The organism is Variovorax sp. MHTC-1 (assembly GCF_003984645.1).
GTDB lineage: Bacteria > Pseudomonadota > Gammaproteobacteria > Burkholderiales > Burkholderiaceae_C > Variovorax.
Genome location: NZ_RWKI01000005.1, coordinates 201,840 through 222,350, shown reverse-complemented (window position 1 = coordinate 222,350; position 20,511 = coordinate 201,840). Strand labels below are relative to the sequence as shown.

At 66.9% G+C, this 20,511-nt stretch carries 19 protein-coding genes; 10 read left to right on the top strand and 9 right to left on the bottom strand.

The window, feature by feature from the left end; all coding sequences use genetic code 11:
- From EJI01_RS10980 to EJI01_RS10960, 5 genes are all read left to right on the top strand, one after another.
- Positions 1-1,191: an acetyl-CoA C-acyltransferase gene (locus tag EJI01_RS10980; RefSeq protein ID WP_126837142.1), complete on the top strand. Its 1,191-nt coding sequence runs from the start codon at positions 1-3 to the stop codon at positions 1,189-1,191.
- Positions 1,192-1,282: 91 nt separating this feature from the next.
- Positions 1,283-2,491 carry an acyl-CoA dehydrogenase family protein gene (locus EJI01_RS10975; RefSeq protein ID WP_126837141.1) on the top strand — a complete coding sequence of 403 codons (1,209 nt, stop codon included), beginning with the start codon at positions 1,283-1,285 and terminating at the stop codon, positions 2,489-2,491.
- A gap of 115 nt (positions 2,492-2,606) precedes the next feature.
- On the top strand, positions 2,607-3,749 hold the full coding sequence (locus EJI01_RS10970) for an acyl-CoA dehydrogenase family protein (protein ID WP_126837140.1): 1,143 nt from the start codon (positions 2,607-2,609) through the stop codon (positions 3,747-3,749).
- Positions 3,746-5,671: an acyl-CoA synthetase gene (locus EJI01_RS10965; RefSeq protein ID WP_126837139.1), complete on the top strand. Its 1,926-nt coding sequence runs from the start codon at positions 3,746-3,748 to the stop codon at positions 5,669-5,671. Before EJI01_RS10970 ends, EJI01_RS10965 begins: the two co-directional genes overlap by 4 nt.
- Positions 5,672-5,703: 32 nt before the next feature.
- Complete coding sequence (locus EJI01_RS10960; RefSeq protein WP_126837138.1) at positions 5,704-6,699, top strand: Bug family tripartite tricarboxylate transporter substrate binding protein; 996 nt, start codon at positions 5,704-5,706, stop codon at positions 6,697-6,699.
- Between the two features lie 9 nt (positions 6,700-6,708).
- Here EJI01_RS10960 and EJI01_RS10955 read toward each other — a convergent pair whose 3' ends face one another.
- Entirely contained in the window at positions 6,709-7,281 is a 573-nt protein-coding gene (locus EJI01_RS10955) for a TetR/AcrR family transcriptional regulator (protein WP_126837137.1), read from the bottom strand.
- Between the two features lie 100 nt (positions 7,282-7,381).
- On the opposite strand from EJI01_RS10955, the gene EJI01_RS10950 reads away from it, so the two are divergent.
- From EJI01_RS10950 to EJI01_RS10935, 4 genes are all read left to right on the top strand, one after another.
- Positions 7,382-8,548, top strand: coding sequence for an FAD-dependent oxidoreductase (locus EJI01_RS10950; RefSeq protein WP_126837136.1), 1,167 nt, complete (start codon positions 7,382-7,384; stop codon positions 8,546-8,548).
- Between the two features lie 100 nt (positions 8,549-8,648).
- On the top strand, positions 8,649-9,209 hold the full coding sequence (locus EJI01_RS10945) for a TRAP transporter small permease (protein ID WP_126837135.1): 561 nt from the start codon (positions 8,649-8,651) through the stop codon (positions 9,207-9,209).
- Positions 9,206-10,504: a TRAP transporter large permease gene (locus EJI01_RS10940; RefSeq protein ID WP_126837134.1), complete on the top strand. Its 1,299-nt coding sequence runs from the start codon at positions 9,206-9,208 to the stop codon at positions 10,502-10,504. Before EJI01_RS10945 ends, EJI01_RS10940 begins: the two co-directional genes overlap by 4 nt.
- A 120-nt stretch (positions 10,505-10,624) precedes the next feature.
- Positions 10,625-11,659, top strand: coding sequence for a DctP family TRAP transporter solute-binding subunit (locus EJI01_RS10935; protein WP_126837133.1), 1,035 nt, complete (start codon positions 10,625-10,627; stop codon positions 11,657-11,659).
- Between the two features lie 143 nt (positions 11,660-11,802).
- Here EJI01_RS10935 and EJI01_RS10930 read toward each other — a convergent pair whose 3' ends face one another.
- The 7 genes from EJI01_RS10930 to EJI01_RS10900 form a co-directional block, all read right to left on the bottom strand.
- Complete coding sequence (locus EJI01_RS10930; RefSeq protein WP_126837301.1) at positions 11,803-12,540, bottom strand: amino acid ABC transporter ATP-binding protein; 738 nt, start codon at positions 12,538-12,540, stop codon at positions 11,803-11,805.
- A gap of 23 nt (positions 12,541-12,563) precedes the next feature.
- A complete protein-coding gene (locus tag EJI01_RS10925; RefSeq protein ID WP_126837132.1) occupies positions 12,564-13,253 on the bottom strand; it encodes an amino acid ABC transporter permease in 690 nt (229 codons plus the stop codon).
- Between the two features lie 160 nt (positions 13,254-13,413).
- The gene (locus EJI01_RS10920; protein WP_126837131.1) at positions 13,414-14,142 is read right to left on the bottom strand and encodes an amino acid ABC transporter permease; all 729 of its coding nucleotides are present in this window, start codon (positions 14,140-14,142) and stop codon (positions 13,414-13,416) included.
- Between the two features lie 95 nt (positions 14,143-14,237).
- Positions 14,238-15,137: a transporter substrate-binding domain-containing protein gene (locus EJI01_RS10915; protein ID WP_126837130.1), complete on the bottom strand. Its 900-nt coding sequence runs from the start codon at positions 15,135-15,137 to the stop codon at positions 14,238-14,240.
- Positions 15,138-15,496: 359 nt separating this feature from the next.
- Positions 15,497-16,477: a LysR substrate-binding domain-containing protein gene (locus tag EJI01_RS10910; RefSeq protein WP_126837129.1), complete on the bottom strand. Its 981-nt coding sequence runs from the start codon at positions 16,475-16,477 to the stop codon at positions 15,497-15,499.
- Between the two features lie 43 nt (positions 16,478-16,520).
- A complete protein-coding gene (locus tag EJI01_RS10905) occupies positions 16,521-17,459 on the bottom strand; it encodes a 2-hydroxyacid dehydrogenase (RefSeq protein ID WP_126837128.1) in 939 nt (312 codons plus the stop codon).
- Between the two features lie 31 nt (positions 17,460-17,490).
- Positions 17,491-19,407, bottom strand: coding sequence for an ABCB family ABC transporter ATP-binding protein/permease (locus EJI01_RS10900; RefSeq protein ID WP_126837127.1), 1,917 nt, complete (start codon positions 19,405-19,407; stop codon positions 17,491-17,493).
- A 41-nt stretch (positions 19,408-19,448) separates the two neighbouring features.
- Here EJI01_RS10900 and EJI01_RS10895 point away from each other — a divergent pair, with 41 nt between their 5' ends.
- On the top strand, positions 19,449-19,871 hold the full coding sequence (locus EJI01_RS10895; protein ID WP_126837126.1) for an acyl-CoA thioesterase: 423 nt from the start codon (positions 19,449-19,451) through the stop codon (positions 19,869-19,871).
- A 114-nt stretch (positions 19,872-19,985) separates the two neighbouring features.
- Here EJI01_RS10895 and EJI01_RS10890 read toward each other — a convergent pair whose 3' ends face one another.
- Positions 19,986-20,489, bottom strand: coding sequence for an ORF6N domain-containing protein (locus EJI01_RS10890; RefSeq protein ID WP_260602408.1), 504 nt, complete (start codon positions 20,487-20,489; stop codon positions 19,986-19,988).
- Positions 20,490-20,511: the final 22 nt, after the last annotated feature.

Sequence of the window (20,511 nt, the reverse complement as noted above, 5' to 3'; positions counted from 1 at the left end):
ATGCGCGAAGCCGTCATCGTTTCCACCGCCCGCACGCCGCTCACCAAGGCGCACCGCGGCGAGTTCAACATCACGCCCGGCCCGACGCTAGCCGCCTTCGCGGTGCGCGCCGCGGTCGAGCGCTCGGGGCTGGACCCGGCGCTGATCGAGGACGCGATCCTCGGCTGCGGCTACCCAGAGGGCACGACCGGCCGCAACGTCGCGCGCCAGAGCATCGTGCGCGCAGGCCTCCCGATCAGCATCGCCGGCACCACGGTCAACCGCTTCTGCGCCTCGGGCCTGCAGGCGATCGCGATGGCCGCGGGCCGCATCGTGGTGGAAGGCGCGCCGGCCATGATCGCGGGCGGCGTGGAGAGCATTTCGCAGATCCGCACCCGCAGCGCCACCGACAGCGGTGACAGCGGCATGGACCCGTGGATCGTCGAACACAAGCCCGCGCTCTACATGGCGATGATCGAGACCGCCGACATCGTCGCCAAGCGCTATGGCATCAGCCGCGAGGCGCAGGACCGCTTCTCCGCCGACAGCCAGCGCAAGACCGAGGAGGCGCAGCTCGCCGGCCGCTACAAGGAAGAGATCGTGGCTTGCACCACGACCATGGCCGTGACCGACAAGGACACGAAGGAAGTGAGCCAACGCGAAGTGACGATCGACGTCGACACCTGCAACCGCCGCGGCACCACCTACGAGGCGCTGGCCAAGCTGCAGCCGGTGATGGGCGCCGACAAGTTCGTCACCGCCGGCAATGCCTCCCAGCTCTCCGACGGCGCCTCGGCCTGCGTGCTGATGGAAGCCAAGGAGGCCGAGCGCGCCAACCTGCAGCCGCTGGGCGCCTTCCGCGGCCTCGCGATCGCGGGCTGCGAGCCCGACGAGATGGGCATCGGCCCGGTGTTCGCGGTGCCGAAACTGCTGGCGCGCAACGGCCTGAAGGTCGACGATATCGATCTCTGGGAACTCAACGAAGCCTTTGCTTCGCAGTCCATCTACTGCCAGCAGAAGCTGGGCATTCCGGCCGAGCGGCTCAATGTCGACGGCGGCGCGATCTCGATCGGCCACCCCTTCGGCATGACGGGCGCGCGGCTCACGGGCCATGTGCTGATCGAAGGCAGGCGGCGCGGCGCGAAGTACGCCGTGGTCACGATGTGCATCGCCGGCGGCATGGGCGCCGCGGGGCTGTTCGAAATCTTCTGAGGATGATCATGACCCCCAAAGTTCACATTCGTTCACTGCCCCCCAAGGGGGCGCATGCCTCCCTAGAGGCGGCTCGTCGGGAGGCATGAGCATGGACCTCAACTTCACCTCCGAAGAAGAAGCCTTTCGCGACGAGGTACGCAGCTTCCTCGCCGAGAAGCTGCCCCGGCGCCTCTCCGACAAGGTGGCGAGCGGCAAGCACCTGGGCAAGGCCGACATGGAGGAATGGCATGCCATCCTGAATGCGCGCGGCTGGTTGGCCAACCACTGGCCCGAAGAGTACGGCGGCCCGGGCTGGACCGCGGTCGAGAAGTTCATTTTCGAGAACGAATGCGCGCTCGCCCACGCGCCGCGCATCGTGCCCTTCGGCGTCAACATGCTGGGGCCGGTGCTGATCAAGTACGGCAGCGAGGCGCAGAAGCGCTACTGGCTGCCGCGCATCCTCGACGGCTCCGACTGGTGGTGCCAGGGCTACTCGGAGCCGGGCGCGGGCTCGGACCTCGCTTCGGTCAAGACTTCCGCAGTGCGCGGCAGCGATGCGCAGGGCGATCACTACATCGTCAACGGCCAGAAGACCTGGACCACGCTGGGCCAGCATGCCAACATGATCTTCTGCCTGGTGCGCACCAACCGCGAGGCCAAGAAGCAGGAAGGCATCAGCTTCCTCCTGATCGACATGAAGTCGCCCGGCGTCGAGGTGCGGCCGATCATCACGCTCGACGGCGAGCATGAGGTCAACGAAGTGTTCTTCTCCGACGTGCGCGTGCCGGCCGAGAACCTGGTGGGCGAGGAAGACAAGGGCTGGACCTGCGCCAAGTACCTCTTGACCTACGAGCGCACCAACATCGCAGGCGTGGGCTTCTCGGTGGCGGCGCTGGAACAGCTCAAGGCCATTGCCGCGAAGCAAACGAAGAACGGCCGGCCGCTCGCCGAAGACCCGGCCTTCGCCGCGCGCATGGCCCGCGTCGAGATCGACCTGGAGAACATGTTGACCACCAACCTGCGCGTGATCGCAGCCGTGGCCGGCGGCGGCGTGCCGGGCGCCGAGAGCTCGATGCTCAAGATCCGCGGCACCGAGATCCGGCAGGAGATCTCGTCGCTGATCCGGCGCGCAATGGGCCCCTATGCGCGGCCCTTCGTCGCCGAGGCGCTCGAAGAAGGCTTCGACGGCGTAGCAATCGGCCCCGACTACGCGGCGCCCGCGGCAGCCAAGTACTTCAACAACCGCAAGCTGTCGATCTTCGGCGGTTCCAATGAAATCCAGAAGAACATCATCTCCAAGATGATTCTCGGCCTGTAGATGACTCACCCCCAGGCTTCGCGCACTTCGTGTCGCTACGCCACCCCCTCACCGGGGGCAACACCAGCGGCCCGGCAAAGCCGGTTCCGCGGTGTTTCTGAAAAGGAGACCTGACATGAATTTCGAACACACCGAAGACCGGCGCATGCTCGCCGACAGCCTGAACCGCTTCATCGCCGAGCAGTACGCCTTCGAGACGCGCGACCGCATCGCGAAGTCGGCCCATGGCTTCAGCTCCGAGATCTGGCAGCAGTTCGCCGAGCTCGGCGTGATCGGCGCCCTCTTCCTCGAAGCCGACGGCGGCTTCGGCGGCGGCGGCTTCGACATCGCGGTGGTCTTCGAGGCGCTGGGCCGCGGCCTGGTGGTCGAGCCTCTGCTCGGCGCGGTCATGGTCGGCGACGCCATCGCAGCCGCCGGCAGCGAGGCGCAGAAGGAAACACTGGCCGAAATCATCGGCGGCGGCACCATCGCGGCGCTCGCGCACGACGAGCCCGGCACGCACTATGAGCTGGCGCATGTGCAGACCCGCGCCGACCGCAGCGGCGACAGCTGGCTGCTCAACGGCGCCAAGGCCGTGGTGCTGCAGGGCGAGCAGGCGAATGTGTTCCTGGTCTCAGCCCGCAGCTCGGGCGCGCCCGACGACGAAGCCGGCATCTCGTTGTTCCTGGTGCCCGCGAAGACCGAGGGCGTCTACGTGCGCGGCGCACCGGCCATCGACGGCGGCCGCGTGGCCGAAGTGGTGCTGGACGGCGTGACGCTCCCCGCCGCCGCGCTGCTCGGCGCCGAAGGCCAGGGCCATGCCGTGCTGGAACGCGCCGTCGGGCGCGGCGTGCTGGCCCTCAGCGCCGAAAGCCTGGGTGCCATGGAAGCCGCCAAGACGGCGACGCTCGAGTACCTGCGCACGCGCAAGCAATTCGGCATGCTGATCGGCAGCTTCCAGGCGCTGCAGCACCGCATGGCGGACCTGCTGCTCGAGATCGAGCAGGCCCGCTCGGCCGTGATCAACGCGGCCGCCGCCGTCGACGATGCCGACCGCGCCACGCGCGAGCGCGCGCTGTCGGCGGCCAAGGCCAGCATCGGCCGCATCGGCGCGCTGGTGGCCGAAGAGAGCATCCAGCTGCACGGCGGCATCGGCATGACCTGGGAGCTGCCGCTGGCCCACTATGCCAAGCGCCTCGTGATGATCGACCATCAGCTGGGCGACGAGGACCATCATCTGCAGCGCTTCATCTCGTTCGGTAGGCAGGCGACATCATGAGCGCGATCCGGGCCGCCGCGCCCTTCAGCCCCTCCTTCCCCGTCCGCAGCATCGAGGACGTGCAAAAGCTCGAGGAGACGCCGCTTGCCGAGGCGCTGACCGTCCGCAGCACCTATGAGATCTTCCGCAATGCCGCGGCGGCCTTCGGCGACAAGACGGCGCTGACCTTCCTGCGCACGGCCGACCCGGCCGACGAGCCGATCCGCTGGTCCTACGCCGAGCTACTGGCCGGCATCCACCAGACGGCCAACATGCTGCACGCGCTCGGCGTCGGGCCGGAGGACGCGGTGGCCGTTCTGCTGCCGGGCTGCCTCGAATACCACCTGGCGCTGTGGGGCGGCGAGGCGGCCGGCATCGTGCAGCCGCTCAATCCGCTGCTCAGCGACGAGAAGCTGGTCTCGCTGATGACGGCCGGCCGCGCCAAGGTGCTGATCGCCTACGGCTCGGACGACGAATCCGGCATGTGGTCGAAGGCGATGCGCCTGCGCGGCCAGGTGCCCACCCTCAGCACCGTGCTGCGCGTGGCGCCGCACGACGAGCCCGTGGGCAGCGCAGGCGATCTGCCCCAGGGCGTGGCCGACTTCAACGCGATGTGCGCACACGTGCCGGCCGACCGCCTCGCGAACGGCCGGGACATCGCGCCGACCGACATCGCCGCGTACTTCCACACCGGCGGCACCACCGGCGCGCCCAAGCTCGCGCGCCACAGCCATGGCGCACAGGTCTTCACCGCCTGGGCCAGCGTGAAGCTGCAAGGCCTGAAGAGCAGCGACATCACCATCAACGGCTATCCGCTGTTCCACGTGGCGGGCGTGCTGCCGGCCTCGCTGTCGGCGCTGTCGGCCGGCGTCGAGGTGATCATTCCCACCACGCAACTGATGCGCAACAAGCAGGTGCTGGCCAACTACTGGCGCCTGGTCGAAAAATACCGGCCGACCTCGCTGTCGGCCGTGCCCACGGTGCTGGCGGCGCTGGCCAATGTACCGCTCAACGGCGCCGACATCTCCTCGATCAAGTACTGCCGCACCGGCGCCGCAGTGCTGGCGCCCGAGCTCGCGGCCCGCTTCGAGCGGCTGTTCGGCCTGCATGTGCACGAGAGCCTGGGCATGACCGAGATGGCCGGCATCTCGACCATCACGCCGCCGGGCGTGATCGGGCCGGCGGGCTGCGTGGGTTTCCGGCTGCCCTATTCGCAGCTGCGCATCGTGGCGCTCGACGAGCACGGCAACCCGGGCGACCGCGAGCTGCCGCCGGGCGAGCAGGGCATGGTGCTCTTCAAGTCGCCCAACCTGTTCTCGGGCTTCGTCGATCCGGCCGACACGGCCCGTGCCTTCACGGCCGACGGCTGGCTCGCCACCGGCGACCTCGGCTGGATCGACGGCGAGGAGCGGCTCAACCTGAGCGGCCGCTCCAAGGATTTGATCATCCGCAGCGGCCACAACATCGACCCGAAGACCATCGAGGACGCGCTGGGCGCGCACCCGGCGGTGCAGCTGTGCGCTGCAGTCGGCGCGCCCGATGCCTATGCCGGCGAGTTGCCGGTGGCCTTCGCCACGCTGGTGCCTGGCATGAAGGCGAGCGAAGCCGAGCTGCTGGCCTTCGCCGCCGCGCGCGTCGACGAAGCGCCGGCCAAGCCGAAGTCGGTGGTCGTGATCGAGCACATGCCGATGACCAATGTCGGCAAGATCTACAAGCCCGAACTGCGCGCGCTCGCGGCGCGCAAGGTCGCCGAGGCGCTGGTCGACGAGGCCTGTGCCGCGCTGGGACTGACGGCGCGGCCCGAGGTGCAGGCCGATGGCGAGAGCGCGCTCCAGGTCGTCATCGATGCGGCCGCTGCCGGAGCGCAGGCCGCGGCGCTGCAGGCGCGGCTTACGGAGGCACTCGGACGCCTGCCCTTCAAGACGCAGGTCGTTCTGCGATAAGCCCCCATTCCAAAACCGTACAGGAGACACACATGAACACCCACTCCCTGAACCGCCGCGCCTGGCTCTGCGCCGCGGCCTCGGCCCTCGCGCTGGGCGCGGGCAGCGCCGCCCACGCCCAGACCTATCCCACCAAGCCGATCAAGATGGTCGTCCCCTTCGCCGCCGGCGGCGGCACCGACGTGCTGGCGCGCGTGATCGGCGAGAAGCTGGCAGCCGGCCTGGGCCAGCCGGTGGTGATCGACAACAAGCCCGGCGCGGCCGGCATCATCGGCACCGACGCGGTCGCCAAGGCCGCGCCCGATGGCTACACCATCGTGATGTCGCTCTCCAATGCGCTGCTCACCAACCAGTTCCTCTACGAGAAGCTGCCCTACCACCCCGAGCGCGACCTGACGCTGGTCTACCAGGTCGCGATGGGCCCGCTGGTGCTGGTGGTGCATCCCAGCGTGCCGGCCAAGACCGCGCCCGAGCTGCTGAAATACGTGGCGGCCAACAAGAGCAAGCTGGCCTACGGTTCCTACGGCCTGGGCGCCTATCCGCACCTGGCCGGCGCGCACATGAGCCTCACGCAAGACGCCGACATGAACCACGTCGCCTACAAGGGCGAGGCACCGATGGTGCAGGACCTGATCGGCGGCCAGATCCAGATGGCCTACGCGAGCGCGCTGCAGGCCAAGCCGCACATCGAGGCCGGCAAGCTCAAGGCCATCGGCGTGACAGGCGAGCGCCGCATGAGCACCCTGCCCAACGTGCCCACGCTGGCCGAGCAGGGCCTGAAAGACGAGGCCTATCGCCTAACCGGCTGGCTGGCGGTCGCGGCACCCGCCGGGACGCCCAAGCCGATCGTGCAGCGGCTCGCCGACGAGATCCGCAAGGCCACGCAGCAGCCCGACGTGCAGCAGAAGGTCGCGACCATGGGCTTCGAGCTCAAGGACAGCTCGCCCGAAGCCTTCGCCGCCGCCTACAAGGCCGAGCGCCCGGTGTGGGAGCGGCTGATCAAGCAGTCGGGCGCCAAGCTCGAGTGAGGCTGCGCCTCAGGCGTCGAACAGGTAGGACTGAACGGTCGCGCCGATGCGGCGGACGATCTCCGCCCGCTTGAGCGCGACCACCGGCGGCAACTTCAGCACATAGCGGCACAGGGCAAGGCCGAGGATCTGGGTCGCGATCAGCCCCGCGCGCGCGGCCGCGCCTGCACGCGAGTCGCCGCTCAGGCGCGCGATCAATGGCGCCATCTGCGTCGAGAAGAGCGCCTGCATGCGCGCTGCCGCGGCTTCGTTGGTCGATGCGGTGCGCAGCAGTGCCATCAGCGTCTCGTCGCCTTCCCAACGATCCAGGAAGTGCGACACCAGCGCAGCACCCAGCGCATTGCGCGGCACGGCGCCCAGATCCGGCAAGCGCAAGTCGAAATCGGCTGCGGCGGCGAACAGCCCCTCCTTGTTGCCGAAGTAGCGCATCACCATGGCCGGATCGATGTCGGCGGCGTTGGCGACTGCGCGAATGGTCGTGGCTTGATAGCCCACGGCTGCGAATTGCGCGCGAGCGGCCGCGAGGATCGTGGCCTTGGTTGCGTCCGAGCGCCGGGCGGGCGGGAGAAGTTCATCAGTCATGTCAACAAGTATAGGCCAACAGATGTTGACATTCCTCGTTATCGGCACTACATTGCCAACACTTGTTGACCAACATCTGTTGACTTTTTAGGAGCAAACCATGTCCACCCTCCCGGCAACGTCTTCTCCCTCCTTCGACACCGACGTCCTGATCGTCGGTGCAGGGCCCGCCGGCCTGACGCTGGCCACTGCGCTCGCCGCTCGTGACGTGAACATCATGCTGATCGACCGCCAGGCCGAAGGCGCCAACACGTCGCGCGCCGCGGTGGTGCATGCCCGCACCCTGGAGGTCCTCGAGCCGCTGAAGGTCGCTGCGCGGCTGGTCGAGCGCGGCCTGCAGGCACAGCGCTTCACGATTCGCGACCGGGACCGCGTGCTGATGCCGATCACCTTCGCGCATTTGCCCACGCGCTTCCCTTACACCCTGATGGTTTCACAGGCGGTCACCGAAAGCGTGCTGCTCGAGCGGCTGCGCGAACTGGGCGGCCAGGTGCTTCGACCCCGCGTGCTGGTCGACGTGCGCCAGGACGCGTCCGGCGCCACCGCGACGCTCGACGACGGCACGCAATTGCGGGCACGCTACGTCGTCGGGGCCGACGGCATGCACAGCACGGTGCGCGAACGTGCCGGCATCGGCTTTACCGGCGGGAGCTACGGCGAGTCCTTCGTGCTGGCCGATGTGCGGCTGACGGGCGGGGTACCGCGCGACGAGGTGATCCTCTACTTCTCTCCCGCGGGCATGGTCGTCGTGGCGCCCTTGCCGGACGGCGCGCACCGCATCGTCGCAACCGTGGCAGACGCGCCGGAGCAGCCGGACATCGAGTACGTGCAGGCCCTTCTGGACGCGCGCGGCCCGGCGAGCGAGAGGGCCGTGGTACACGACGTTCTTTGGGGCTCGCGCTTCAGGGTCCATCACAAGCTGGCCGATGCGTACCGCTCCGGGCGCGTGCTGCTGGTCGGCGATGCGGCTCACGTGCACAGCCCGGCCGGCGGCCAGGGGATGAACGTCGGCATCCTCGATGCGATCGCCCTCGCCCGCGCACTGAGGCAAGCGCTGGCCGGAAACGAAGCGGCGCTCGATGCCTACGGCAGCGCGCGCCGTCCCGTGGCACAGCAGGTGATCGCGCTGGCCGATCGCCTCACGCGCATGGCGACGGCCCGCCCAGGCTTGCGGGCCGCGCGCAATCTCCTGCTGCGGACACTGTCGCGCTTGCCGATGGTCCGCGAGCGGCTCGCGTGGCGCCTCTCGGGGCTGGTCTACCGATAGCGGCCATCCAGGAGGCAGCTAAGGAAAGCCCCGATGGGGGAACGGTTATGGATCGTTACGATCCGTGCTGGTCGAATTCCGGCCGCTGACCGTTCCCCCGATGTCCTCTCCCCCCGAGTCCGGCCCCGTGCTGGACGCCGCCAGCCCGCATCCTCCCGAGATAGCAGCCGCCGACGAGCCCACGCGCGTGCCGCTCGCCATCGAGGACTGGGCCACGGTGATCATCATGGGCCTGCTGGCCTGCATCACCTTCGCCAACGTGCTGGTGCGCTACTTCACCGATTCCTCCTTCGCGTGGACCGAGGAGTTCTCGGTCTTCCTCATGATCCTGCTGGCCATGGTCGCGGGCTCCGCCGCCGTGGCGCGCGACCGCCACATCCGCATCGAGTACTTCGCGGAGGGCGGATCGATGGCTCGCCGCAAGCGGCTCGCGCGCTTCGGCGCGCTGATGGTGGCGCTGCTGTTCTTCCTGATCGCCGGCCTGAGCGTGCGCGTGGTCTGGGACGCCTGGCGCTTCGAGGAAACCTCGCCCGGCATCGGCGTGCCGCAGTGGTGGTACACGATCTGGCTGCCGATCGTGTGCTCTGCAATCGCGCTGCGCGCCGTGGGCCTGTTCGTCCGGCGCGGCCGCGAGATGCGCGCCGGGGGTTCGGGCGAATGATCCCGACGCTGCTCTTCGTCGCCTTCATCCTGATGATGCTGGTCGGCGTGCCGATCGGCGCGGCGCTCGGCCTCGCGGGGGCGGTCGCCATCGGACTCGCCAATGCCGAGGCGCAATGGTTCGGCCTGCTCGCGGTGCCGCAGAACTTCTATGCCGGCCTCGGCAAGTACCCGCTGCTCGCGATCCCGATGTTCGTGCTGGTGGGCTCGATCTTCGACCGCTCGGGCGTGGCGCTGCGCCTCGTCAATTTCGCGATCGCGATCGTCGGGCGCGGGAGCGGCATGCTGCCGCTGGTGGCGATCATGGTGGCGATGTTCCTGGGCGGCATCTCGGGCTCGGGCCCGGCCAACGCGGCGGCCGTGGGCGCGGTGATGATCGGCGCGATGTCGCGCGCAGGCTATCCCAGCGCCTTCTCCGCCAGCGTGGTCGGGGCGGCCGCGGCCACCGACATCCTGATCCCGCCCTCGGTGGCCTTCATCGTCTACTCGGTGCTGGTGCCGGGCGCCTCGGTGCCGGCGCTGTTCGCCGCCGGCATGGTGCCCGGCGTGCTGGCCGGCATCGCGCTGATCGTTCCGGCCGTGTGGCTGGCGCGCAAGCACAAGATGGGTGCGCTCGAATCCACCCTGCCGCGCCCGCCCTTCTGGAAGAGTTTTCGCGATGCCGTGTGGGGCCTGGCGGCGCCGGTGCTCATCCTCGGCGGCATGCGCGCCGGGTGGTTCACGCCCACCGAGGCCGCGGTGGTCGCGGTGTTCTACGGGCTCTTCGTCGGCATGGCGATCCACCGCACCATCAAGGTCCGCGACCTGTTCCTGATCCTGCGCGAATCGGGCGAGCTCTCGGCCGTGATCCTGCTGGTGGTGTCGCTGGCGGGCATCTTCGCCTACTCGCTCTCGACGCTGGGCGTGATCGATCCGGTCACGCGCGCGATCGTGAACTCGGGGCTGGGCGAGTACGGCGTGCTGTCGCTCTTGATCCTGCTGCTCATCACGGTCGGCATGTTCCTCGACGGGGTGTCGATCTTCCTGATCTTCGTGCCGCTCTTGTGGCCGATCGTGCAGTACTACAAGTGGGACCCGGTGTGGTTCGGCGTCATCCTCACGCTCAAGGTGGCGCTGGGCCAGTTCACGCCGCCGCTGGCGGTGAACCTGATGGTCTCGTGCCGCATCGCCGGCGTGCGCATGGAAGAAACCGTGCGCTGGGTCGGCTGGATGCTGTTTGCGATGTTCCTCGTGATGGTGGCCGTGATTGCCTGGCCGGAACTCGCCCTGTGGCTACCCCGTAAGCTGGGCTACTAAAAAATGCCCCCCGACTTTTCACTTCGCTTCGCTGCGTGTAACTCCACCCCCCAAGGGGGAGGCGCGGCCGCCTTGGGGCGGCCCGGCGGCGTCCGCATTTTTTTTAAAGGAGACAGACCCATGAAACTTCGTCGTTCCCTGCTCGGCCTCTTGGCCGTCGCCGCCACGCTCGGCGGCTTCTCTGCGGCCGCACCGGCGCAGACCTACAAGTCCGAATACAAGATGTCGCTCGTGGTCGGCACCGCCTTCCCCTGGGGCAAGGGCGGAGAGATCTGGGCCAATCTGGTTCGCGAGCGAACCCAGGGCCGCATCAACATCAAGCTCTACCCCGGCGTCTCGCTGATCCAGGGCGACCAGACGCGCGAATTCAGCGCGCTGCGCCAGGGCGTGATCGACATGGCCATCGGCTCGACCATCAACTGGTCGCCGCAGGTCAAGCAGCTCAATCTGTTCTCGCTGCCCTTCTTGATGCCCGACTACGCGGCGGTGGATGCGCTGACGCAAGGCCAGGTGGGCAAGGACATCTTCGCGACGCTCGAGAAGGCCGGCGTGGTGCCGCTCGCCTGGGGCGAGAACGGCTACCGCGAGATCACGAATTCCAAGCGGCCCATCAAGACGCCGGAAGACCTGAAGGGCCTGAAGATCCGCGTGGTGGGCTCGCCGCTCTTCGTCGACACCTTCACCGCGCTGGGCGCCAATCCCACGCAGATGAGCTGGGCCGATGCGCAGCCCGCCTTTGCCAGCGGCGCGGTCGACGGGCAGGAGAACCCGATGTCGATCTTCACCGCAGCCAAGCTGCACACCGTGGGCCAGAAGAACGTGACGATGTGGGGCTACGTGGCCGATCCGCTGGTCTTCGTGGTCAACAAGGAGGTCTGGAACTCGTGGACACCGGCCGACCAGGCGATCGTGCGCCAGGCGGCGATCGACGCCGGCAAGGAAGAGATCGCCATCGCGCGCAAGGGGCTCGTAGAACCCGACCAGCCCCTGCTCAAGGACATCGCCGCGCTCGGCGTGACGATCACGAAACTGTCGCCGGCCGAGCGCGAGGCCTTCGTGAAGGCGACGCGGCCGGTGTATGCGAAGTGGAAGCCGACGATCGGGAACGAGCTGGTGACGAAGGCCGAGCAGGCGATTGCTAGCCGCAAGAAGTAGGCTCGCCCCCAGGCTTCGCGCACTGCGTGTCGCTTCGCCACCCCCTACCGGGGGCGGCGCCTGCCGACCGGCAAAGCCGGATCGGCGGCACCCCTGGAACAAAAAAGCCCCGCGCCGCGGGGCTTTTTCTTGAGAACGCGCGCTCAGTGCGCCAGGATCTTGTTCAGGAAATCCTTGGTCCGCGGCTGCCGGTTTTCCGGATGGCTGAAGAACTCGTCCTTCGAGCAGTCCTCGAGGATGCGCCCGCCGACGTCGATGAAGATCACCCGGTTGGCCACCTTGCGGGCAAAGCCCATCTCGTGCGTGACCACCATCATGGTCATGCCTTCCTTGGCCAGCGCCACCATCACGTCGAGCACTTCGCCGACCATCTCGGGGTCGAGCGCGGAAGTGGGCTCGTCGAACAGCATCACGATCGGGTCCATGCTGAGCGCGCGGGCGATGGCCACGCGCTGCTGCTGGCCGCCGGAGAGCTGGCCGGGGTACTTGTCCTTGTGCGCCATCAGGCCCACGCGGTCGAGCATCTTCAAACCGCGGGTCTTGGCTTCGTCTGCGCTGCGGCCGAGCACCTTGATCTGCGCGATCGTGAGGTTCTCGGTGACCGACAGGTGCGGGAACAGCTCGAAATGCTGGAACACCATGCCGACCTTGGAGCGCAGCTTCGGCAGGTTGGTCTTGGGGTCGTGCAGCGGGATGCCGTTGACCGTGATCTCGCCCTTCTGAAAGGGCTCGAGCGCGTTCACTGTCTTGATCAGCGTGGACTTGCCGGAACCCGAGGGCCCGCACACCACGACCACGTCGCCCTTGGCGATGTCGACCGAGCAGTCCTGGAGCACCTGCACCGGGCCATACCACTTGGAAACGTTCTTGATTTCGATCATTTTGTCGGCCATCTTTTCTCTCCTCAGCGAATGATCGCGATTTTCTTGTGCAGGCGTTTGACCAGCCAGGACAAGGCATAACACATGATGAAGTACACGACCGCCGCGAGCAGGTAGGCCTCGATCGGGCGGCCGAAGTTCTTGCCGGCGGTCTCGAAGCCCTTGAGCATGTCGTAGGCGCCGATGGCATAGACCAGCGAGGTGTCCTGGAACAGGATGATGGTCTGCGTGAGCAGCACCGGCAGCATGTTGCGGAAGGCCTGCGGCAGGATCACCAGCTTCATGTTCTGGCCGTAGGTCATGCCCACCGCCTGGCCGGCGTAGACCTGGCCGCGCGGGATCGACTGGATGCCCGCGCGCATGATCTCGCTGAAGTAGGCCGCCTCGAAGGCGATGAAGGTGATCACGGCCGAGATCTCGGAGCGGTAGTTGCTGCCCACCGCGCCGAAGGAGGCGTAGAACGAGCCCGGCACCAGGAGGAAGAACCACAGGATCACCATTACCAGCGGAATGCTGCGCATGCCGTTGACGTAGATGGCCGCGGGTGCATCGAGCCACTTCTTGCCCGACAGCCGCATCAGCGCCAGGATGGTGCCGAAGATCACGCCACCGATGGTGGCGACGATGGTCAGCATGATGCTGAAGTAGAAGCCCTTGACGACGAAGTTGCTGATGACGTCCCAGTTGTAGAACGAAAGATCCAAATTCATCATCGCTGGGACTCCATGGCATCCAATGTCGCCGACGACGCAGCAAGTGCGAGGTCTGTTTCAGGAACACCGCGGAGCCGGCTTTGTCGGGCCGCTGGTGTTGCCCCTGGTGAGGGGGGCTGCGGCCACACGAAGCGGGCAAGCATGGGGGTGAGTGTCATTTCTAGTGTCCTCCGCCGCCGGCCGAGACGATGAAGCCCGGCACGCGGGTCTTCTTCTCGATGAAGGCCATCAGCCGGTTGATCGTGAAGGCCGAGATCACATACAGCGCGGTGACCGCCAGGTAGACCTCGATGCCGCGCGAGGTTTCTTCCTGCGCCTGCATCGCGAACATGGTGAGTTCGGTCACCGACACCGCGAAGGCGACCGACGAGTTCTTGAAGATGTTCATCGTCTCGCTGGTGAGCGGCGGGATGATGATGCGGTAGGCCATCGGCAGGATCACGTAGCGGTAGTACTGCGGCGTGGTGAAGCCCACCGCCATGCCCGCATAGCGCTGGCCCTTGGGCAGCGCCTGGATGCCGGAGCGCACTTGCTCGGCGATCCGCGCCGAGGTGAAGAAGCCCAGCGCGAGCACCACCAGGATGAAGCTCGGCACATCCTTCAGGACCGGGACCATGGCCGGGATGACGTGGTACCAGAGGAAGATCTGCACCAGGAGCGGGATGTTGCGGAAGAGCTCGACCCATGCGTTGCCGAAGCGGATCAGCCAGGGGCTGTCGGGCAAGGTGCGGATGATGCCGATCAGCGAGCCCAGCACGAGCGCCACGATCAACGCCAAGAGGGCCACGGACACGGTCCAGCCCCAGGCCGACAGCATCCATTCCCAGTACGTCGGGTACTTCCCCCCGGGGTCTTGCAAGAAGACCTGCCAATCCCAGTTCGATCCCATCGGGACTCTCCTTCTCTACCTGATTGTTCTGTTGGGCGTTAAAACAAACGCCCGCCGGGTGCGGCGGGCGTTGCGCGCGGTGACGGGCGCGGAATTTACTTCTTGACGACGTAGTCTTCCATCGGCTTGTCGTTCGGATTCGCCCACGCGTTCTTGGTGGCGTCCGACAGGGCCAGGCCGATCTTGACGTTCGACGGCGGGATCGGCTGCAGGAACCACTTGTCCCAGAGCTTGTTGAGCTCGCCGGACTTGATCTGCGCCTTGATGCTGTCGTCGACCACCTTCTTGAAGGCCGGGTCGTCCTTGCGCATCATGATCGCGATCGGCTCGACGCTCAGGACTTCGCCGACGATCTTGTAGTCGGCCGGGTTCTTCGACTTGGCGATGTTGGAGGCGAGGATCGAGCCGTCCATCACGAAGGCATCCGCGCGGCCCGATTCGAGCAGCAGGAAGCTGTCGGAGTGGTCCTTGCCGTAGAGCTCCTTGAAGTCGACGCCGGTGGCGCGTTCGTTCTTGCGCAGAGTCTGGACCGAGGTGGTGCCGGTGGTGGTGGCAACGGTCTTGCCGTTCAGGTCGGCGATCTTGTTGATGCCCGAGTTGGCCTTGACGGCGATGCGCACTTCCTCGACGTAGGTGGTGACGGCGAAGGCGACGTCCTTCTGGCGCGTGGCGTTGTTGGTGGTCGAGCCGCACTCGAGGTCGACGGTGCCGTTCTGCACCAGGGGAATGCGGTTCTGCGAGGTCACGGGCTGGTACTTGACTTCCAGCTTCTTGCCGACGGCCTTCTCGATGTCCTTGATGATGTTGGCGCAGATGTCGTAGTGGAAGCCGGTGTACTGGCCGCCACCCAGCGTGTAAGAAAGACCGGAGGACTCGCGCACGCCCTCGGTGATGACGCCAGAGGCCTTGATCTTCGCCAGAGTGTCATTGGCTTGCGCGAAAGCGCCGCCCGCGACGAGCGCCATCACTGCCATTGCCAATACTTGCTTCTTCATATAGAGAACTCCTGAGTGACTGAGAGAGATACAACGAAATTCTAGACATTCACGTTTTGCGGGAATACCCGGACCAACCCGGTGCGCTCTGCACCGGCGGCGGACACGCCGAGTGTGCAGGAGTTCCGCGCTGGTGCGTTGCGTGAGTTTCGCTGTGATCGCATTCGACTAAGCAGCCTTTGTGCCCGAAGGCCCGGCTAAAAAAAAGCACGCGCGGACGCGTGCATCAAAACCGTGTGCGACAGCAAATCTTGGGGCCCGACTGTAGAGCGCCGATCATGCGGAGGCAAATGCGCAATGCGGAGCTCGGCATGCCGCGGCGTCATAGATTTGTGCAGTGCACAAGAAACTGCAGCCGTTCAAGACGCCGGCTGGGTCCCGACCAGATAGGCCCACAGCGCCTCGACCGTGCCCTTGGCCCGCGGGTCGGCGGCTTCGTTCTTAACCGCACGCGCACCGGCCTTGGCAGGCGTCGATGCGGCCGGCCGCTCGCGATAGGCGCGGATCTCCATCGTCGCTTCGAGACTCTCGATCTCGGGCGGCAATGCACTCACCAGCGTCCGGGCGCGCACTTCTCTTCGCACCGCGCTCTGCGGCAGGAAGGCGATGCCATGGCCTTCGAGCGCCATCACCTTGAGGCCTTCGGCCATGTCGGTCTCGTAGACGCGATCGAGATGGATGGCGGTGCCGGACTCCTTGAGCAGCTGGTCGACCACGCGGCCGAGATAGGCGCCCGGCGCATAGCCCAGGTAAGGCAGCGGCTGGCCGGGCCGGCCCGGCAGGCGATAGCGCGGCGCGCCGTCGGCATCGGGCTTGACCCAGGGCGCGACCACTTCCTGGCCGAGGCTCACCATCTCGTAGCGGGTGGCATCCAGCGGCAGCGGCTGCGAGGGATGGTTGTAGGCGATCAGCAGGTCGCAGCTGCCTTCGACCAGCCGCAGCACCGCGTCATGCACGTTGAGTGCGATGAGCCGGCTCTTCATCGGCCCGAACTGTTCGCGCAGGCTCGTGACCCAGGCCGGAAAGAAGGTGAAAGCCAGCGTGTGCGGCACCGCGAACTCGATCACGTCCTGCGCGGCGGCCGAGTGGCCGCGCAGCATGGCGCGCGTGCTTTGCAGCGCCTGCAGCATCTCGATGGCCTGCCCGTACAAGGTCTGGCCGGCAGGCGTGAGGCGCGTGGGGTAGGAGCTGCGATCGACAAGGTCGGTGCCGGCCCAGCCTTCGAGCGCCTGGATGCGGCGCGAGAAGGCGGGCTGCGTCACGTGGCGCAATTGGGCCGAGCGGCTGAAGCTGCGGGTCTCGGCAAGGCTGACGAAGTCTTCAAGCCACTTGGTTTCCATGGAAGCCGATTATGTCTGCGGCCCGGCGGCGGCCGTGTCTGCCCTATATGGGCGACACCACGCCGCGCCCCGCGAAATGCCCTTCGGCATTGGCCATGAAGCGGTTCACCGAGGCCCGCGTCGCCTCCGGCGACCAGCCCGCCATGTGCGGCGTGAGCAGCACGTTGTCGAGGCCGATCAGCGGTTCGGGGCGCTTCGGCTCGCTTTCGTAGACGTCGATGCCGGCGCCGGCGATGCGCCTGTCGCGCAGCGCGGCGGCGAGCGCATCGGTGTCGACCACGCTGCCGCGCGAGATATTGACCAGGAAGCCCTGCGGCCCCAGCGCATCGAGAATTCCGGCATCGACCATGTGCCGCGTGCCCGGCCCGCCCGGCGTCGCGATCACCAGCACGTCGCACCATTCGGCCAGGGCCTTCAGGCTTTCGAAGTAGCGGTGCGCCGCGCCCTCGCGCGGCTTGCGGTTGTGGTAGCCGATCTCCATGTCGAAGCCCACGGCGCGCTTGGCGATCTTCTGGCCGATGGTGCCCAGGCCCAGGATGCCCAGCCGCTTGCCCGAGACATTGGGCGGCTGCGGAATCTCTTCGCGCCACACGCCCTCGCGGCACAGCCGGTCGAGCGTGCGGATGCCGCGCACCGCGCCGATCAGGAGGCCGAAGGCGTGGTCGGCCACGCAGTCGTCGTTGGTGCCGGCGCCGTTGGCGAGCGCGATGCCGCGTGCACGCGCCGCCTCGAGCGGCAAGCCCTCGTAGCCGGCGCCCATCGCGCAGATGAGCTCCACCTTCGGCATCGCCGCCAACTCCTGGGGCGTGAGGCCGATCACGCCGATGGTCAGCACCGCGCGGTACTTCGCGCCGTTCGCGGCGATGGCCGCTGCGCGCTCGGCCTGCGTGGGCGCGTAAGTCATGTCGTAGACCGCGGCGATCTGGGCCTGGTGGGCGCTCGACAGGCTGTTGAGCACCAGCAGGGGAATCTTTTCCGGCATTCTCGAATGGCTCCTGGATCGATAAAGAGGTTCAAAGAACGGGCTGGGCCTCGATCTTCTGCAAGGCCCACATCTGCGCGTACTTGCCCTTCCGTGCGAGCAGGGCCGCATGCGTGCCGCGCTCGACGATCACGCCGCCTTCGAGTACGAGGATCTCGTGCGCGTCGACCACCGTCGAGAGGCGGTGCGCGATCACCAGCGTGGTCTTGTTGCGCGCGGCGCTCTTGAGCTCGAACTGGATCGCGCGCTCGTTGGCCGAGTCGAGCGCCGAGGTGGCCTCGTCGAAGATCACGATCGGAGGGTTCTTGAGCAGCGTGCGCGCGATCGCCACGCGCTGCTTCTCGCCGCCCGAGAGCTTGAGGCCGCGCTCGCCGACCATGGTTTCGTAGCCCTTCGGCGTGCTTGCAATGAAGTCGTGGATGCGCGCCGCGCGCGCGGCCTCTTCCACCTCGGCGCGGCTGGCACCCGGGCGACCGTACGCGATGTTGTATTCGATGGTGTCGTTGAAGAGCACGGTGTCCTGCGGCACGATGCCGATGGCCTGCCTGACGCTCGCCTGCGTGACCTCGCGGATGTCTTCGCCGCCGATGGTGATGCGCCCCCCGCCGGCGCCGGGCCGCCCCAAGCCGGGGGCGCCCCCCTCGGGGGGCAGGGAGCCACGCGCAGCGGGCGACCGCGGGGGCTCGATGCCGACGTCGTAGAAGCGGTAGAGAAGACGCGCGAGCGTGGACTTGCCCGAGCCCGAGGGGCCGACCACCGCCACCGTCTTGCCGGCCGGAATCTCGAAGCTCACGTGCTTGAGGATCGGGCGCGCGGGCTCGTAGGCGAAGCTCACGTCCTCGAAGCGCACGGTCGAATCGATGCCGGCCAAGGGCTTCGCATCGGGCGCATCGCGCACCTCGCGCTCCTTTTCCATCAGCACGAACATCTTGTCGAGGTCGGTCAGGCTCTGCTTGATCTCGCGATAGATCACACCCAGGAAGTTGAGCGGGATGTAGAGCTGGATCATGAAGGCGTTGACCATCACCAGGTCGCCCAAGGTCATGCGTCCCTCGACCACGCCGGCCGTCGCGCGCCACAGCATCAGCACCAGGCTGACCGCGATCAGCAGCTGCTGGCCGGTATTGAGCAGGGAGAGCGTGCGCTGGCTCTTGATGGCCGCCTTCCGGTAGCGGTCCAGGCTGGCGTCGTAGCGCCCGGCCTCGAACTCCTCGTTGTTGAAGTACTTGACGGTCTCGTAGTTCAGCAAGGAATCGACGGCGCGGCTCTGAGCCACCGAGTCGAGCTCGTTCATGGTCTTGCGGAACTGCGTGCGCCACTCCGTCACCGTGACGGTGAAGACGATGTAGAGCAGCAGCGCGACCGCGGTGATCCAGACGAAGAGCGAATCGAACTTGACGCCCAGGATGGTCAGCACCAGCGTCAGCTCGATGATGGTCGGCACGATGCTGTAGAGCGACATCGAGATCAGCGAGTGCACGCCGCGCGTGCCGCGCTCGATGTCGCGCGTCATGCCCCCGGTCTGCCGCTCGAGATGGAAGCGCAGCGACAGCGCATGCAGGTGCCGGAACACCTCCAGCGAGATGCTGCGCGCCGCGCCCTCGGTCGCCTTGGCGAAGACCAGCTCGCGCAGCTCGCCGAACAGCGAGGTCGAGAAGCGCAGCAGCCCGTAGGCCACCAGCAGCGCGATCGGCACCACCAGCAGTGCCTGCGCCATGTCGGGCTTGGGCGTCATGGTGTCGACCAGGTTCTTGAGCAGCACCGGCACGCCGACGTTGGCCACCTTGGCGCCCACCATGAAGGCGAGCGCGGCCATCACGCGCCACTTGTAGCGCCAGAGGTAGGGGAACAGACGGCGCAGCGTGGCCCAGTCGGAGCGGTCGCTGCGCGCGGGCTGGCCCGCGGAGGCATGATGGGGGGAGGAAAGGGCTTCGCCGCTGCGGCGCATCGGAGACAATCGTGGCTGTTTGTTGTTCTCAGATTGTGCCCATGTCCGAATCTCCAAGCGCCAATGTGGCTGCCACCCTCAAGAGCCTGCCCACCGACATGGAGCTGGTGCTCAAGGTGATCCCGCTGCCGGCCGACGTCAACGCCAACGGCGATATTTTCGGCGGCTGGGTCATGGCCCAGTGCGACCTGGCCGGCTCCGTGATCCCCGCGCGCTACGCCAAGGGCCGCATGGCGACCGTCGCGGTCAACGAATTCGTCTTCAAGCAGCCGGTGCGGCTGGGCGACATCCTGTCCTTCTATTCGAAGCTGGTGCGGATCGGGCGCACCTCGGTCACCGTCACGGTCGAGGTGTACGCCGAGCGCTTCAAGGCCCAGGGCGAGTACATCAAGGTGACCGAGGCCACCTTCACCTATGTCGCGATCGACGACAACGGGCGGCCGCGGCCGATCGTCAAGGACTGAGCGAGCCGCACTAGTCCGCCTTTCGGCCTCGCCCGCTCTTCCTCTCTTTGCTCCCGTTGCCGTCACTGGGAGGCACGAATCCAATCGGTCGCCTTGGCGGATCGGGCGGCACCATCAGCTCGCGCAGAGCATCGAAGACCTGCCGGAGTTGATTGCGCGTGTTTCGGCTGAAAGTGTCGAGCTGCATCGCAAGCGACTCCGTCTTCTCCTCCAGCTCAACAAGTCGCTTGGCCAGGTCTTGGTGAGTGACGGCCAGTTCACGCAAGCGTATGAAGGTGCGCACCACGTAGACGCCCATCTCGACGCTTGGGCTGAACCGAGTACGTTGGCGGCCTGGATGGCGCCGTACTCCGTGAAAGCGAACGGCAGCGTTCGTGAGTATTTCAGGTTTCGAAGGTGGTCACAGTTTGTGACCACCTCGGCCTTCTCGCCCGGCGTGAGCGCGAACATGAAGTCGGCAGGAAAGCGCTCCAAATTGCGCTTAATCGCCTGATTCAATGCCTTGGTCGTTACGCCGTACAGCGCAGCCAGATCCGCATCGATGATGACCTTCTGGCCGCGCATTGCGAGAATGCGGCCCTCTATGCACGGCAACAAGGCCGGACTGTCGACGTCCATGGTGCGCTCCCTCTTATTGCTT

What these genes read in the sequence shown, in the direction of transcription:
- EJI01_RS10980 (WP_126837142.1), top strand. Translation starts at nt 1, where the DNA reads ATGCGCGAAGCCGTCATCGTTTCCACCGCCCGCACGCCGCTCACCAAG.
- EJI01_RS10975 (WP_126837141.1), top strand. Translation starts at nt 1,283, where the DNA reads ATGGACCTCAACTTCACCTCCGAAGAAGAAGCCTTTCGCGACGAGGTA.
- EJI01_RS10970 (WP_126837140.1), top strand. Translation starts at nt 2,607, where the DNA reads ATGAATTTCGAACACACCGAAGACCGGCGCATGCTCGCCGACAGCCTG.
- EJI01_RS10965 (WP_126837139.1), top strand. Translation starts at nt 3,746, where the DNA reads ATGAGCGCGATCCGGGCCGCCGCGCCCTTCAGCCCCTCCTTCCCCGTC.
- EJI01_RS10960 (WP_126837138.1), top strand. Translation starts at nt 5,704, where the DNA reads ATGAACACCCACTCCCTGAACCGCCGCGCCTGGCTCTGCGCCGCGGCC.
- EJI01_RS10955 (WP_126837137.1), bottom strand. Translation starts at nt 7,281, where the DNA reads ATGACTGATGAACTTCTCCCGCCCGCCCGGCGCTCGGACGCAACCAAG.
- EJI01_RS10950 (WP_126837136.1), top strand. Translation starts at nt 7,382, where the DNA reads ATGTCCACCCTCCCGGCAACGTCTTCTCCCTCCTTCGACACCGACGTC.
- EJI01_RS10945 (WP_126837135.1), top strand. Translation starts at nt 8,649, where the DNA reads ATGTCCTCTCCCCCCGAGTCCGGCCCCGTGCTGGACGCCGCCAGCCCG.
- EJI01_RS10940 (WP_126837134.1), top strand. Translation starts at nt 9,206, where the DNA reads ATGATCCCGACGCTGCTCTTCGTCGCCTTCATCCTGATGATGCTGGTC.
- EJI01_RS10935 (WP_126837133.1), top strand. Translation starts at nt 10,625, where the DNA reads ATGAAACTTCGTCGTTCCCTGCTCGGCCTCTTGGCCGTCGCCGCCACG.
- EJI01_RS10930 (WP_126837301.1), bottom strand. Translation starts at nt 12,540, where the DNA reads ATGATCGAAATCAAGAACGTTTCCAAGTGGTATGGCCCGGTGCAGGTG.
- EJI01_RS10925 (WP_126837132.1), bottom strand. Translation starts at nt 13,253, where the DNA reads ATGATGAATTTGGATCTTTCGTTCTACAACTGGGACGTCATCAGCAAC.
- EJI01_RS10920 (WP_126837131.1), bottom strand. Translation starts at nt 14,142, where the DNA reads ATGGGATCGAACTGGGATTGGCAGGTCTTCTTGCAAGACCCCGGGGGG.
- EJI01_RS10915 (WP_126837130.1), bottom strand. Translation starts at nt 15,137, where the DNA reads ATGAAGAAGCAAGTATTGGCAATGGCAGTGATGGCGCTCGTCGCGGGC.
- EJI01_RS10910 (WP_126837129.1), bottom strand. Translation starts at nt 16,477, where the DNA reads ATGGAAACCAAGTGGCTTGAAGACTTCGTCAGCCTTGCCGAGACCCGC.
- EJI01_RS10905 (WP_126837128.1), bottom strand. Translation starts at nt 17,459, where the DNA reads ATGCCGGAAAAGATTCCCCTGCTGGTGCTCAACAGCCTGTCGAGCGCC.
- EJI01_RS10900 (WP_126837127.1), bottom strand. Translation starts at nt 19,407, where the DNA reads ATGCGCCGCAGCGGCGAAGCCCTTTCCTCCCCCCATCATGCCTCCGCG.
- EJI01_RS10895 (WP_126837126.1), top strand. Translation starts at nt 19,449, where the DNA reads ATGTCCGAATCTCCAAGCGCCAATGTGGCTGCCACCCTCAAGAGCCTG.
- EJI01_RS10890 (WP_260602408.1), bottom strand. Translation starts at nt 20,489, where the DNA reads ATGGACGTCGACAGTCCGGCCTTGTTGCCGTGCATAGAGGGCCGCATT.